The organism is Dokdonia sp. 4H-3-7-5, assembly GCF_000212355.1.
In the GTDB taxonomy this organism is placed as follows: Bacteria; Bacteroidota; Bacteroidia; order Flavobacteriales; family Flavobacteriaceae; genus Dokdonia.
This window is the reverse complement of the sequence record NC_015496.1, coordinates 1,200,341-1,214,625: the sequence shown is the minus strand read 5'-3', so window position 1 is coordinate 1,214,625 and position 14,285 is coordinate 1,200,341. Positions and strand designations below refer to the sequence as shown.

Below are 14,285 nucleotides of genomic sequence, written 5' to 3'. Positions count from 1 at the left end.
GATGAGTAGTAATTAGTTATACAGAAATGATTTCACTCTCTTCGAGTAGTTTCTCGTTGCGCAGCCTCAATACAATTTGAGCAACAGCAACGGTATCTTTTTCACAATATACTACAATACGTTTGATATCCTTTTCTTCGTAATAAACTGCCCTTACCTGGCTGCCATCTATGTCATCCTTGGGAGAAGGAATACCGAGAATTTTTGTGAGCAGTTTTAAAGAAGTGTAGTGTTTATAATCTCCAAACTTCCATAAATCTAAGGTGTCAATGTGAGGTATCTCCCAAGGTTTTTTCCCAAAGAGGTTAAGCTTATGAGGCAATGTAACGCCATTTATAATCATCCTACGAGCGATATATGGAAAGTCAAACTCCTTACCATTATGGGCGCAAAGAAGGTGATGCTTGCCATTAAAATGCGTTTCTAGTAAGGTTTTAAAATCATTGAGGAGAATTGCTTCATCATCTCCGGCAAAAGAGGTGGTTCTAAATCTCTTGCCTGCTACACTAGCGTTAAAATAACCTACAGAAATACACACGATTTTTCCAAACTCTGCCCATATCCCAGCGCGTTCATAAAAAGTCTCTGGAGTGTGCTCATCTTTGCGCAAATACTTTGTTTTATCTGCATAAAGGAACTTTTCAGTTTCATCAAGATCATCATAAGAAGCATGCTGAGGTACAGTCTCAATATCAAGAAAAAGAATATGTTCTAGTTGTAGCGTATCTATCATTTATATTTAAAGTAATTTGTGTGAAGCCTCATAGATATTTATTTAAACTGATAAAGCTATAAAAATTAACTATTTATTGAAAATCAGTAAGTTAAGATACAATAAAATTTGAATGTATATATTACTGTAAGCTTTGAGTCATCTCATAAGTAGCATCAATGTAATCATAAAAGTCTTGCGTAAATGATGCCCTAGGGGTAAATGCTCCTCGCTTATGCCCTAATCTTACAATGATTAGGTTGTCTTCGGGAATCGTGATTACATATTGACCTAAAATCCCACGCATTGCAAATATTTTTTTATCCCTGTAATTACTTAGCCAAAATCCATAACCATAATGATCATCCTCTTGAAATCGTGGGGTTATACTAGTAGATACAAACTTTGGGTCTAATATTTGTTTGCCATTCCATTTTCCTTGATTCATATATAATTTTCCAAAACGAGCAAAATCTCGCGCATTACTGGCTATACAGCAATATGTTTTTGCAAGTCTATTGTTTTTATCATCTACTTGCCATAGCGCGTTTTGTTCCATTCCCATAGGTTTCCAGAAATTTTGAGAGAGATACTGAGCTAGTGGCTGCCCTATAGCTTCCTGAATAACCATCCCAAGTAATTGTGTATTGCCACTTAAATATTTTACAGACTGACCTGGGGTTTCAGTGACTTTAAGATTAAGAATTGTTTCGGCGAGATTATCATCATAATAAGACCTTGCAGTAAGACTGAATGGGCTTGTATAACTTTCATTCCAGTTAAGACCAGAGGCCATGGAAGATAGGTCACCCACTGTCATTGCGCTATCTGAAAATTGAGGAAAAAAATCACCCACTGGTTGATTAAGATCTTTTATAAAGCCATCTTTTATTGCCTTTCCCAGCATAGCACTTGTAATACTTTTTGCCATTGAGAAGGAATTTGTTTGAGAGCTAGGGCTATAATCTTCTTCGTATTTTTCATATACGATGCTGTCATTTTTAATGATAAGGAAAGCAACTGTACCTAACTCATCATTAATTTCAGTAAGCTCGCTAGTAGCATTTATGGTGTTATAGGCATCATGCTGCTCCCATGGTTGTACAGTACCATTTTGTATAATGTCATTTTCAAAACTAGGATAATCATCTATATAAGCAGTTGTGTGGCCTGTCATATATACCACTCGTACCCCTTTTAGGATGTAATCATAATCAGTAATATATAAGCCAGCCACGATAAGTGCGAATATTAGGACGAGACCTTTAATTGTTTTCTTTAAATATTTCATAATGTTATATAGGGATGGGAAAATGATTTTTTGCTTTCGCGAAAGCGAGATTGAAACCTTTACCTCAAAACAACGAACCCTGAGTAACGGGACTTTCATGTTCAAGCAGCCATTTTTTACGATGTAATCCGCCAGCATAACCCGTTAGAGAGCCATCGCTGCCTATCACGCGATGACAAGGAATGATTATAGAAATGGGGTTCTTACCATTTGCGCTTGCTGCTGCACGTATTACTTTAGGGTCGCCTAGCTGTTTTGCCATCGCTAGATACGAGGTTGTTTTTCCAAATGGTATAGCCTCTAACTCTCTCCAAACTCGACGTTGAAAATCTGTACCTGACGGATCGAGCTTGAGGGAAAAAGTAGTGCGTTCTCCAGCAAAGTATTCTAGAAGTTGGGCTACAGCATCATCAAGTACTTTTGGAATTATCGTAGTGGGTAACGCATCTGTTTCTATAAATAATACAGAACTCAGGCCATCGCTAGAGGCTTTTAACTCTAATAATCCTATAGGTGTGGCTATAATTGCGTGTTCCATTATCTCAAATATACCAATTAAGGTGTTGTTTATCTTACTGCCAATCAGTACTTTTATGGATTATAATATCTACATATGCGGCTCGCGCAACACCTTACTTATCTGGTTTTTAGCTTATTTTCTTTAATAATGATGGCACAAACGCCGTCTCAAGACATAGAAAATTATCAGAGCATTACATTAGATCTCGCTGCTATCCAATTGCAGAATCAGGAGTATAAAAGCGCTATCCAGACCCTAGATGATGTTCTAAAAAGAGCACAAAAACAAGATGATAAAAACAAGCAGTATAGTGGTTACTCCATTCTAGGCAACGTGTATTTGTCATTGCAAGACACGGTAAAATCACGAGATGTTTTTGAAAAAGCACTTGTGATAGCACAAGAACTTAAAAATGATACACTACTAGCATCTTCTTACAATGATTTAGGAAAGTTATACGCATCTTCTGAGGGGTATCAAGACAAGGCGATTAACTACTTGCAGAAAAATATCCAGTTAATAGAAAAATTTGATGGCTCAGATAAGTCACTTGGCGCGCGCATAAACCTCGCTACACTGTATTTAAAGCAAGAAAATTTTGACGAAGCATACCCTGCTTTAATGCAAGCTAAATTTGCAAGTTTAAGAGATTCCTTAGACCGTAAAAGCCGCGCAAGAGTGCTCACATTACTAGGAAGATATTACACTAGTAGTAAACAAGAAACGCTCGCCGAAGACGCTTTTATGGAAGCGATAGAAATCAGTTTTTCAGAAGGCCTAGTTGCCGAAGAGGAGGAAGCTCAAAAGCAACTTGCAAAATTTTATGAAAGCAATAAAAATTTTGAGGCGGCATACTACCACTCACAACGACAGTTACAGCTAGCAAATGAGGTTTTTAAAAATGAAAGCCAGAAGGAATTGCAGGTTGCAAGCGCACAGTTTTACTCTCGAGAAAATGAACGTGACCTTGAGATAGCCACAAAAGAAAAAGAATTATTGGATCAAGTAGCCGAGAGTTCGCTTAAAACTACAACGGCGCTTCTTTTTGCTTCATCCATACTACTTGTGGCGCTTTTTATAATTTTCACATTGTATCGAGCACGCAAGCAAAACTTATTACGCTTACGCGAAAAAAATAAGCAACTAGAAAAAGCAAAGAATGACGCCGAAGAACTTTCTAAACTTAAAACTCAATTCTTCTCAACAATTAGCCATGAGCTGCGTACACCGCTTTATGGAGTGATAGGGATTGCCTCAATCCTACTTGAAGATACAGAGGTAAACAAGCATAGGCATGATTTGAGATCGCTTAAATTCTCGGCAGATTATCTGCTCGCACTCATTAACGATGTGCTTCTTATGAGTAAAATGGAAGCAAAAAATATTAAGCTCGAGCATACACCTTTTAAACTTAATACACTTTTAAGGAGTATCACGCATTCATTTGAATTTAGTCTAGAGCAAAATAATAATAAATTACATTTAGAGATTGATAAAGACCTTCCTAACCAACTTGTAGGAGACTCAGTAAGGCTTTCTCAAATTTTAATGAATCTCATAGGGAATGCCATTAAATTTAATGAAAATGGAAATATATGGGTTCGTATAAAAAAGGAGTCTATTACCGCAGATGGGCTATATAGAACAGCATTTAACATAGAAGATGATGGGATGGGAATTCCAAAAAATAGCCAGCAAAGTATTTTTGAAGAGTTCTCTCAGGTAGAAAATAAAAACTACAATTATCAAGGTACTGGTTTAGGTTTACCTATTGTGAAGAAACTACTAGCGCTTTACGATAGCGATATTACGTTAGTAAGCGAAGAAGGAAATGGAGCAACTTTCTCATTTGTAATTAACCTAGAGAAAGCCACGGGAATAGCTTCTGTAGGGCAACAACAAATTGATACAATAGAGAGTATACACACACTTCAGGGAACACATCTCTTAGTGGTAGATGATAACCGTATTAATCAAAAGATTACTCAAAAACTACTTGAAAATAAAGGGTTTTCATGCGATCTCGCTAGCGATGGTATAGAGGCAGTAAGGATGGCTCAAAACGGAATGTATGACTTAATTCTTATGGACATTCACATGCCTAAAAAAGATGGTATTGAGGCAACTAAGGATATTAGAAAATTTAATACGAGTATACCAATAGTCGCACTTACAGCCGTAGAGATAGATGAAATACGCCATAAAATCTACAAAGCCGGTATGGATGACATACTAGTAAAGCCTTATGATGTATCTCTATTCTTAAGTGTGATACTTCGTAACATAAAAAACAAAAAGGCACAAACAATTTTACCTACTGGAGAAGAGCTTCTAAATTGATTTATACATCAGAAGGCTTATTTTCTGGATTGCTGTCATCATAAAGACCTAAGGTCTTTGCGCGCTTTTGCCAGTTTTTTCTAGCTAGGGTTTGCAAGTCGGCAACGCTGTCGCTTTCATCCATAATTTCTAGTCCTAGTAAAGTTTCAATAACGTCTTCCATGGTAACGAGACCACTCATAGTTCCATACTCATCCACTACTAGCGCGACATGGTTTTTAGTAGAAATAAGCTGATCAAATAGATCTGGAATAGGCAAATTGCGCTTCGTAACAAGAATAGGACGTTCTATCTCTTTTAAGGTAGTTGAATGTTTGTCTAAAGCCATCTCGCGATACACTTCGCTTTTTAAAACAATACCTGTGATATGATCTCTTGTTCCTTCAAAAATAGGAATACGAGAAAAACGTAATGATTGATTCTCAGCAAAAAAGTCGGCAACGGTGGTTGATGCGTCTGCCATTTTTATCACGGTGCGAGGCGTCATGATATCTTTAGTAAGCACCTCTTTAAAGGTAAGAAGGTTATTAAGAATTTTTGATTCACTTTCTTCAAAAACACCATCTTCACCCGCCATTTGTGCCATTGCAGTAAAGTCTTCACGGCTCAATACACTCTCGTGATGACCACCGCCACCTACCATACGCGTAAAAAGCTGTAGTAACCATAAAATACCTGTGTACTTTAAACTGGCCACCATAATTGTGAGCGTCTTAGCCGAAAAATTTGCAAGAGACTTCCAGAATTTTGCACCTATAGTTTTTGGTATAATCTCACTAGCAATTAAAATAAGTAACGTCATAAGTGCAGATACAAAACCAAGAAAGTTGATCTCTGTAAATCCAAGGTTAATAACAAATTCTGGGTATAAATCTGCAGCGACAGTACCCACCATCATTGCACCCACAGTATGGGCAAGCGTATTTAGGGTAAGGATTGCGATAAGTGGTTTATCTACATCTTTTTTAAGCTCTTCAAGAGTTTCGGCATAGGCTTTTCCCTCGTTTTTCTTGATGTTTATAAACGTAGGTGTCACACTCAGAAGTACAGCTTCAAGTATAGAACACAAGAATGAAAAAAAGATTGATATAGTTGCCCACAACAGTAATTGACCCATAATAAAGTGATTGTTTTATGTAAATGTATGGAAAAAGCGACGATACTTTAGCGGTGTTAGACGTACTTTATATGTAGGCACGCTTTCGCGAAAGCGTAATTAATCACATCATTGCTAAATCATAACAATAATTTAAGACCAAACACTTGATTTTTGGGTAGGTTCGCATCTCTTATAATTAGATATGAAAAAGCAAGAATTAAAGGCAGTACTTTTTGATTTTGACGGAACTCTAGTAAACTCCGAATCATTGCATTTTGATGCATTTAATGAGTTGCTTGAGCCGTTTAATATCGAGTATTCTTGGGAGGAATATGCAGCGACTATGGCTGGAAAGCCAGCATACTATGCATTAGAACAAATTATCAAGGAACATAATCTTGATGTTCCATTTGAAGAAACGCTTAAGAGAAAGGAAGCGTTGTCTTATAAAAATCTTCGTAACTCACCAGTTACATTTATGCCTCATGCAATAGAGACGCTCAATTATTATAAAGATAAGGGAATCACCCTAGCGCTTGTCACAGGAAGTGATCGTGAGATGGTAGACATTATTTTTGGTAAGGAAGATCTCGCACACTTTTTTGAGATTACAGTGACTTCCTCAGATGTAAAGGATACAAAACCTAATCCAGAATCTTACCTCAAAGCACTTGGTGATCTAGGTCTCCAGCCAGAAAATTGTATCGCTATAGAAGATACACACAGCGGTATGACTTCTGCAAAAGACGCAGGATTGCAGTGTTTAATAGTACAACATGACACCGCACAACATAAAAGACTACAAAAAGCAGATGCACTCTACACAGATTTAAGAGAAGCACGAGCACATATTGAAGCGCGTTTTTCTTTCTAGAAACTCATTTTTTCGCGAAAGCGGAAACTTTACTCAGGCTTTTCAAAGACTTCCTTAAAAGTAAATGCTTGTTGACTAGCACCATTTTTTTGGAGATAAGCAAGTCTTTCAATCGCCTCTTTTTCTGTGGGAGTGGTTCCGGCTTTTATCCACCATAAGGCATAATGTGCTTCACCATACTTTTTAAACCATTCCCTCTGCCGTTTCATAATAGCCGTGTGGAACGTCGTATAGGTATATGCTCTAAGCGACTGTACATCCTCCCACACAGAGAAATTTATAAGTACCTGCTCATCTGCTAGCGCATTAGGTTTAGGATCTGCGTTCTCATCAAAAACATCCCGCCACACAAAACCTTTAGATTGTTCTGCAAGCGCGTTTACCTCATTTGTATGATCTCTAAAGTCCTTCATCTCGGGATCATTTATAGAGACCCCTTTCATTCGGGCAACATTTACTTGAGCGAGATGGTAGTTCATATAATTGCGTCTAGTTGTGTCAATTAACTAATCAACTTCACGACATCCTTTGCAAAGTAACTCGCCATCATGGTTGCTCCAGCACGTTTAATGGCAATTACTTGCTCCATCATCACGCTATCGTGATCTAGCCATCCTTTTTCCGCAGCGGCTTTAAGCATTGCATACTCGCCACTCACTTGATATACAGCAATAGGTACATTTACTGCTTCTCGTAGGTCACGCACAATATCTAGGTAACATAGTCCTGGTTTTACCATCACGATATCTGCTCCTTCCTCTATGTCCATGAGTGTTTCTTTAATCGCCTCATCACGATTTGCAAAATCCATCTGATATGTTTTCTTGTCCTTTGGTACATCCTTAAGGTCTACAGGAGCACTATCTAGTGCATCGCGGAAAGGGCCATAAAAAGAGCTCGCATACTTTGCGCTATAGCTCATAATGCCAGTGTTATAAAAACCTTCGTCTTCAAGAAGGCTACGCATTTCAAAAATACGACCGTCCATCATATCACTTGGTGCAAGAATATCTGCACCAGCGCGAGCGTGGCTCAGTCCCATTTCGGCAAGAACAGCGGCTGTATCGTCATTTACAATCTCTCCGTTACCTACAATTCCATCGTGGCCAAAAGAAGAATACGGATCTAATGCCACATCTGTCATCACAACCATTTCTGGACATGCATCCTTAACCGTCCTAATTGCACGCTGCATAAGTCCGTCACTATTAAGAGCCTCTGTTCCAGAGTTGTCTTTAAGGTTATCTGGCACTTTTACAAAAAGCAAAACAGATTTTAATCCCATTGACCACAACTCTTTTACCTCTTTGGCTATGAGCTCTAAGCTATACCTGTAATATCCAGGCATAGAGTTTATTTCTTCTTTCACACCCTTGCCTTCCACCACAAAAAGTGGAACAATAAAATCATTAGGAGTGATGTATGTCTCGCGCACGATAGAACGTATAGCTTCTGAGGTGCGTAGTCTGCGATTTCTGCGTAGCATAAAAAGAGGTGTATAGATTTATAATCGTCTAGTTAGGTGACCACAACTCTTTTACAAATAGTCGTTCGTACATCGAATTGTGTGCCTTATATTTAAACAAATTTACCAATTAATTTACCACTCCCTTTGCTTAAAGAAGCCTTTCATTTCATATACCCGTGGCGCACCTATCAAGAGCGATTTTTAAAGGATTTTAAAAGCCATGCTTCAGATGATCATTTACATGTAGTCGCACCTCCAGGGTCGGGTAAAACAGTACTTGGACTCGAGATGATGCGTCGTGTAAACGAGAAAACGCTTGTGCTTGCACCTACAATTACGATACGTAATCAATGGGAGCAACGTATGTTTGAGTGTTTTGTGAGCGAGGAAGATTGTACTATTCCGCTTTCGCGAAATATAAAAGAGCCTGCACACATCACTTTTGCTACTTACCAATCACTACACGCTTTTTCAAAAAATGAAATGGAAGGTGACATGGATCGTTTGGTAGCTTTTTTCGCGGAAGCGGGCATCAAACACATTGTATTAGACGAAGCACATCACCTTAAAAATGAGTGGTGGAAACCTCTTTTTGCCCTCAAAAAATTGGAAGGAACGCTCACCGCATTGACCGCCACACCACCTTATGATAGTGAGCAACGAGAAATAGCCAAATACTTCCAATTATGCGGTCCGATAGATATTGAAATAAGCGTTCCAGAATTAGTGAAAGAAGGAAATCTATGCGCGCATCAAGATTACATTTATTTCTCCGAACCAGACGAAGCTCAAATTCAATATATTCTTAAATACCGAGTAAAATCAAAGGGTTTCATTGATTCTCTAGTTGAAAACGAAAATTTTGGAACGTTCGTTCTAAAACATACTTTGTACACATTGACAGATGGATTACTTGATCCTATCTACGAGAAACCAGATTTTTACGTTGCCATTCTCGTGTATCTTCAAGCACGTGGTCATGAGATCCCAAAAGAGAAAATAGAGGTCCTTGGAGTAGATACCGAGAAGGCACAATTACCACTTTTTAATCAAGAATGGGTAGAGCGATTATTACAACTTATACTTGTTACAGACAGAGAGCTTTTTCTAGAAGATGAGGAGATGCTGCTGGATGTAGAAAAGCAGTTGCGTAGGGTAGGTGCCTTTGATAATAAACGGGTGAACTTTAAAGGAGAGCGCCAGCTCTATAAATCACTTGCGCAAAGTCCAAATAAACTTAAAAGTATTTGCGAGATCATAAATTTTGAATCCCAAGGAATGGGTGAAGATTTACGCGCAGTAATCCTCACGGATTATGTACGCAAGGAATTCTTAGAAAGCGTAAACGATGACCTAGCAGATATAAATAAACTTGGTGTTGTTCCTATTTTTCATCACCTACGACACTCGCTTGCACAAGTAGTAGAACGCTCTCACGGAATAAACAAATTAGAAAAACTAGCTGTTCTCACGGGTACACTTGTCATTGTACATAAACACTTAGAAAGAGAAATCGTCAAAGTACTTTCAAATGATGATTATACCATCACGCCTCTTGATGGAACGGATTTTATCATTGTAAAAACAAAGGAACGAGCAAAGAGTATTATTGTGAGTGTCATTACACAGTTATTTACAGATGGTCACATACAAATTCTGGTAGGCACCGCTGCCTTGCTAGGAGAAGGATGGGATGCTCCTGCTATTAATACTTTAGTACTTGGTTCCTACGTAAGCTCTTTTGTAATGTCTAATCAGATGCGTGGTCGTGCTATACGCGTGCAATCTGGTAATCCAGATAAAGTGGCTTCCATCTGGCACCTCGCGTGTATAGATCCTACCATTGATGACGGTGGTGAAGATGTGGCAAAACTTGTAAAACGTTTTGACGCCTTTTGCGGAGTCTCCCTTGAAAATGATCCTTTTATAGAAAATGGCGCCGACCGGTTTGCACTGCCTACAACCACAATTAACAAGGAGACGATTAATGAAAAAATGCTCCAGCTAGCAGCAAACAGAAGCCATATTAAAGAGCGCTGGAATAAAGCTATAGGGACTGGAAAGTTACTTGTACGAGAACTAAAGTTTGATTTTAGCCCAAGTAGCAAGAAGAAAGAAGCCGAAACGCACAAGGTCTATTATAAAGATGCTGTAAAGTATAGTTTTATGCAGCTAGGAGCTGTTATTACTATGACTATCCCAGAGATAATAATTAATAATGTAGGAAGCTATTTTTCTAAGGGAATGTTGTTTTTTATATACGCTACCATTGGCTCTATTGTTCTCGCGTTAGCGCCTAAAACCTACAAGGCGATTGTCAAGTATATTAAATTTGGTCGCATCGATAAGCAAGTGTATAAAATGGGACAAGTGGTATTAAAGTCACTGCGTGAGCAATTATTAATCACCACCCAACTACAGCAAATGAAGCTCGGCGTAGAGTATTTACCTAACGGGGAGATTGCTTGTTTTCTCACAGGCGCCACGGCAAAGGAGGAAATACTCTTTGTAACGTGCCTGCAAGAACTTCTAGAACCCGTAGATAATGCACGCTATATGATTGAGCAGTCCGGTTGGTTTCAAGAGAAATTTGGACTTGCAAATTACTACAGCGTACCCTCGATATTTACAACAAATAAGAAAGATGCCTCCCTATTTTATAGATATTGGAAGATTTTTGTGAGTGATGAAGCACGACTGACTTTTACAAGAACACGAGACGGCAGGAAGCAATTACTTAAAGCACGTTTTCATTATTTGAATACCGAGAATGGCCTCAAGACAAAAACGTCTGCTATCTGGAGGTAAGAGGTTTTTCGCTTTCGCGAAAAAGTGAAGACTCATTGGTCATCAGTCGCACACACAGTAATTTATGACCAATAAGTAGTTTTGGTTTTTAAGAAACCCACTCCTTTGGCTCCTGCAGCACTTTTATTAATCGTTCTTCTTCACTTCCTGGTGCTGGGTGGTGATCATATTTCCACTGTACTACGGGAGGAAGGCTCATTAAGATACTTTCAATACGGCCATTTGTTTTTAGACCAAAAAGGGTTCCTTTATCGTGTACGAGGTTAAATTCTACGTAACGACCACGGCGTACTTCTTGCCAGTCTTTTTGTTCTTTCGCGAAAGCGGTGTCTTTTCTACGCTCCACAATAGGGGCATATGCCTCTAAGAAACTGTCGCCCACAGTGGTCACAAAATTGTACCAGTCTTGCATAGAACGCTCTTCGGTAGCTTTGCAATAATCAAAGAACAGACCGCCTATACCGCGACCTTCATTGCGGTGTGCATTGTAAAAATACTCATCACAACGTGCTTTATATTTTGGGTAAAAGTCAGCATCGTGTGCATCACAAGCGGTTTTGCACGTCTGATGAAAATGAGTGGCATCTTCATCAAAAAGGTAATAAGGTGTGAGGTCTTGACCTCCGCCAAACCACTGATCTACAATGTTACCTTCGCTGTCGTACATCTCAAAATAACGCCAGTTTGCGTGTACCGTGGGTACCATAGGACTGCTAGGATGAAGGACCAGTGAGAGACCGCAGGCAAAGAAATTTGCATCTTTCACACCAAAGTATTTTTGCATTGCCTCTGGTAACTCGCCGTGCACTTGTGATGTGTTTACACCTCCTTTTTCAAAGATATTTCCGTTTTCAATCACGCGTGTGCGACCACCACCACCTTCTGGGCGTTTCCAGTTATCTTCTTGAAAGCTGGCCTTACCATCTAGTTGCTCTAGTGTGCTAGTAATTTGATCTTGAAGATTGAGCATGTAGTTTACAAATTGTTCTTTCATTATATGTTTTTTAGGTGGTGACCTATGCAGTCAAGCTAGTGTGATGATCCTTGTCAAGTAATTTTATGGTTTGTACCGTCGCTGCAGTTACAGAGATGGGTAAAACGAGTATAATTCCCACAAGTGGGATGATAAGAAACAGCATAAATACAATACCGTTACCTATGGCTTGACCCTTATTTCTTTTTACAAAATCTACGCTTTCTCTATACTTAAAATGACGTTCTAGAGTATAGTCCATATTACCAAAACCTGCGTAGTAAGCTTGTGTAAGAAATAGTAAAATAGTGGCGGCAATACTTCCTATTATTGGGATAAAATTGAGGAGTAAGATAGGCAGTGTGATAAGCAATTCTAGTCCCAAATTACGCACGTTTATGCGTATACCTCGTATAAGTTGTTCAGTATTTGAAGTATCTCTGTGGGTGTGATTTTCTCCTTTAAGGTGAGCCTCTATTTTTTCTGACACAGGACTCATAAATGGCGCGCTCAGTGCCATAATAATGTGCTTATACAAGATAAGGCCTATGGCGATAATGAGTAGTGCGCTTACTATCTCTGCAAATATAAAAAAGGCGTGTCTTCCCGTTTCCCAAGGCCAGATTTGCTCTACCCAGTGACCTATATTATCAGAAAAACCCCAGGCAGATGCTGCAATCATTGAGGCAGTAATAAGACTTATAGCCATTGGGATGGCAAAATACTTCCAAAGCCCCAACTTTGAAATCAACCCAAATGATGATTTATACGTTTGTAGTCCGTTTAAGATGCCTTTTATCATATTATACTGCTATATCTTCTTTGAGAATTTCTCTGTCTTCGTTTGTAATACTTTTTGACCAAATAGCGAGGCCAAAGGTAAGTACACCTAGTCGACCTATAAACATAAGGATTATGATAATAATCTTACCTATACTGCTTAAATCTCCAGTAATCCCTGTACTCACACCCACAGTACCAAGTGCAGAGGCCACTTCAAATAAAATATTTTCAAAATCAAAATCTTCTGAGAAGGTGAGTACAAACGTTCCTACAAAAATAAGTGTTGTATAAAATATAAAAGATGATGTTGCTACGTATAGTCGCTCATAAGGAATGCGTTTTCCTAAGAAGGTGATGTTTTTAGATCCTTTGAGTCGGCTTTTCATTATGGCAAATACGGCAGTTAATGTCGTAATTTTCATACCTCCAGCTGTACCAGAAGGAGAGGCGCCTATGTACATCAAAAATATAGTTACTAGCAGCATAGGTAATATAAAAGTGCCAAAGTCAACAGTATTAAAACCTACTGTAGTCATCGCGGTCATAGATTGAAAAAATGCAGCACTCACTCGAGCTGATCCACTCAAACTTGAGATGGACGGCTCTAAGAAGTAAAAAAACAAGTATCCAAAAGCTAGAAGTATAAGCGAACCTATTGTGACAATCTTTGTTGTAAAGCTAAGCGAGTGTGTTCTGTTTTTTATCCATAAGCCCACGTCTGTAATCACTATAAAACCTAGGGAACCGCAAATAGCGAGCATTGATATGGTAAAGTTTATGAGTCCATTATCTACGTAAGGTGTAAATCCACTATTAAAAAGACTAAAACCAGCGGTACAAAAGGCACTTATACTATGAAAAATAGATGACCAGATTGCCTCTCCCGTTCCCATACCATCTGACTTAAAAGCAATAAAGAATAATATGGCGCCTAGAACTTCCATTATTACCGTATACAGTACTACAGATTTTAAAAAGTCTTTGATACGTATAGTAACGGGTAATGTAAACTCTGTATTGAGAATACTTTTATGCCAGGGTGTTATTTTATGGGTAGTAGATAGCAGCATAAATGTAGTAAAGGTCAAGTAACCTATACCTCCCAGCTGGAAAAGTGCCATTATAACAAATTGTCCTCCTACGTTATATGAGTCAAAAATAGACATCGTAACCAGCCCCGTAGTACTCACTGCAGAGGTTGCAATAAATAGATGATCTAGTATGGAGGCACTCGTCTTTTGTAACCAAGGCAAGCTTAGGAGTAAAGTTCCTACTAAAACATACGTGAGAAAACCATAAAATAAATTTTGCTGCGGCGTCCAGCTCCTTTTAAGTGCGGTGTATCGTAAACTCAGCTTATTGTAGAATGTTCTCATAGCTAGAAATTATACTCAAAAGTATTTGTTTTGCCCTCCAT

Annotated in this window: 12 protein-coding genes; 3 read left to right on the top strand and 9 right to left on the bottom strand. The window is 38.6% G+C overall.

Annotated features, from left to right (window positions below; translation table 11 throughout):
* Window positions 1-16 precede the first annotated feature (16 nt).
* The 3 genes from KRODI_RS05310 to KRODI_RS05300 form a co-directional block, all read right to left on the bottom strand.
* Window positions 17-733 carry a 3'-5' exonuclease gene (locus KRODI_RS05310; RefSeq protein ID WP_013750554.1) on the bottom strand — a complete coding sequence of 239 codons (717 nt, stop codon included), beginning with the start codon at window positions 731-733 and terminating at the stop codon, window positions 17-19.
* Window positions 734-854: 121 nt separating this feature from the next.
* Entirely contained in the window at window positions 855-2,003 is a 1,149-nt protein-coding gene (locus tag KRODI_RS05305) for a serine hydrolase domain-containing protein (protein WP_013750553.1), read from the bottom strand.
* Window positions 2,004-2,067: 64 nt separating this feature from the next.
* Window positions 2,068-2,541 (bottom strand): methylated-DNA--[protein]-cysteine S-methyltransferase, encoded by a 474-nt coding sequence (locus tag KRODI_RS05300; RefSeq protein ID WP_013750552.1) that lies wholly within the window; start codon window positions 2,539-2,541, stop codon window positions 2,068-2,070.
* Window positions 2,542-2,670: 129 nt separating this feature from the next.
* On the opposite strand from KRODI_RS05300, the gene KRODI_RS05295 reads away from it, so the two are divergent.
* Window positions 2,671-4,863: a response regulator gene (locus KRODI_RS05295; protein WP_013750551.1), complete on the top strand. Its 2,193-nt coding sequence runs from the start codon at window positions 2,671-2,673 to the stop codon at window positions 4,861-4,863.
* 1 nt (window position 4,864) lies between these two features.
* Here the strand turns inward: KRODI_RS05295 and KRODI_RS05290 are convergent, their stop codons facing one another.
* Window positions 4,865-5,980 carry a CNNM domain-containing protein gene (locus tag KRODI_RS05290; protein WP_013750550.1) on the bottom strand — a complete coding sequence of 372 codons (1,116 nt, stop codon included), beginning with the start codon at window positions 5,978-5,980 and terminating at the stop codon, window positions 4,865-4,867.
* A 184-nt stretch (window positions 5,981-6,164) separates the two neighbouring features.
* On the opposite strand from KRODI_RS05290, the gene KRODI_RS05285 reads away from it, so the two are divergent.
* Entirely contained in the window at window positions 6,165-6,836 is a 672-nt protein-coding gene (locus KRODI_RS05285) for an HAD family hydrolase (protein WP_013750549.1), read from the top strand.
* Window positions 6,837-6,865: 29 nt separating this feature from the next.
* On the opposite strand, the gene KRODI_RS05280 is transcribed toward KRODI_RS05285, so the two are convergent.
* Both KRODI_RS05280 and hemB read right to left on the bottom strand, forming a co-directional pair.
* Window positions 6,866-7,315, bottom strand: a complete 450-nt coding sequence (locus KRODI_RS05280) for a DUF3291 domain-containing protein (RefSeq protein WP_013750548.1) — start codon at window positions 7,313-7,315, stop codon at window positions 6,866-6,868.
* A gap of 23 nt (window positions 7,316-7,338) precedes the next feature.
* Window positions 7,339-8,322, bottom strand: coding sequence for a porphobilinogen synthase (hemB, locus tag KRODI_RS05275; protein ID WP_013750547.1), 984 nt, complete (start codon window positions 8,320-8,322; stop codon window positions 7,339-7,341).
* A gap of 126 nt (window positions 8,323-8,448) precedes the next feature.
* On the opposite strand from hemB, the gene KRODI_RS05270 reads away from it, so the two are divergent.
* Window positions 8,449-11,112 (top strand): DEAD/DEAH box helicase family protein, encoded by a 2,664-nt coding sequence (locus KRODI_RS05270; protein WP_013750546.1) that lies wholly within the window; start codon window positions 8,449-8,451, stop codon window positions 11,110-11,112.
* Window positions 11,113-11,200: 88 nt separating this feature from the next.
* Here the strand turns inward: KRODI_RS05270 and hemF are convergent, their stop codons facing one another.
* The 3 genes from hemF to KRODI_RS05255 are packed head-to-tail and all read right to left on the bottom strand — an operon-like array spanning window position 11,201 to window position 14,244.
* Window positions 11,201-12,106: an oxygen-dependent coproporphyrinogen oxidase gene (gene hemF, locus KRODI_RS05265; RefSeq protein WP_013750545.1), complete on the bottom strand. Its 906-nt coding sequence runs from the start codon at window positions 12,104-12,106 to the stop codon at window positions 11,201-11,203.
* A gap of 22 nt (window positions 12,107-12,128) precedes the next feature.
* Window positions 12,129-12,887 (bottom strand): EI24 domain-containing protein, encoded by a 759-nt coding sequence (locus tag KRODI_RS05260; protein ID WP_013750544.1) that lies wholly within the window; start codon window positions 12,885-12,887, stop codon window positions 12,129-12,131.
* A gap of 1 nt (window position 12,888) precedes the next feature.
* On the bottom strand, window positions 12,889-14,244 hold the full coding sequence (locus KRODI_RS05255; protein WP_013750543.1) for a TrkH family potassium uptake protein: 1,356 nt from the start codon (window positions 14,242-14,244) through the stop codon (window positions 12,889-12,891).
* Window positions 14,245-14,285 lie beyond the last annotated feature (41 nt).

Coding starts and splice junctions, on each gene's coding strand:
- KRODI_RS05310 (WP_013750554.1), bottom strand. CDS start 733: ATGATAGATACGCTACAACTAGAACATATTCTTTTTCTTGATATTGAG.
- KRODI_RS05305 (WP_013750553.1), bottom strand. CDS start 2,003: ATGAAATATTTAAAGAAAACAATTAAAGGTCTCGTCCTAATATTCGCA.
- KRODI_RS05300 (WP_013750552.1), bottom strand. CDS start 2,541: ATGGAACACGCAATTATAGCCACACCTATAGGATTATTAGAGTTAAAA.
- KRODI_RS05295 (WP_013750551.1), top strand. CDS start 2,671: ATGATGGCACAAACGCCGTCTCAAGACATAGAAAATTATCAGAGCATT.
- KRODI_RS05290 (WP_013750550.1), bottom strand. CDS start 5,980: ATGGGTCAATTACTGTTGTGGGCAACTATATCAATCTTTTTTTCATTC.
- KRODI_RS05285 (WP_013750549.1), top strand. CDS start 6,165: ATGAAAAAGCAAGAATTAAAGGCAGTACTTTTTGATTTTGACGGAACT.
- KRODI_RS05280 (WP_013750548.1), bottom strand. CDS start 7,315: ATGAACTACCATCTCGCTCAAGTAAATGTTGCCCGAATGAAAGGGGTC.
- hemB (WP_013750547.1), bottom strand. CDS start 8,322: ATGCTACGCAGAAATCGCAGACTACGCACCTCAGAAGCTATACGTTCT.
- hemF (WP_013750545.1), bottom strand. CDS start 12,106: ATGAAAGAACAATTTGTAAACTACATGCTCAATCTTCAAGATCAAATT.
- KRODI_RS05260 (WP_013750544.1), bottom strand. CDS start 12,887: ATGATAAAAGGCATCTTAAACGGACTACAAACGTATAAATCATCATTT.
- KRODI_RS05255 (WP_013750543.1), bottom strand. CDS start 14,244: ATGAGAACATTCTACAATAAGCTGAGTTTACGATACACCGCACTTAAA.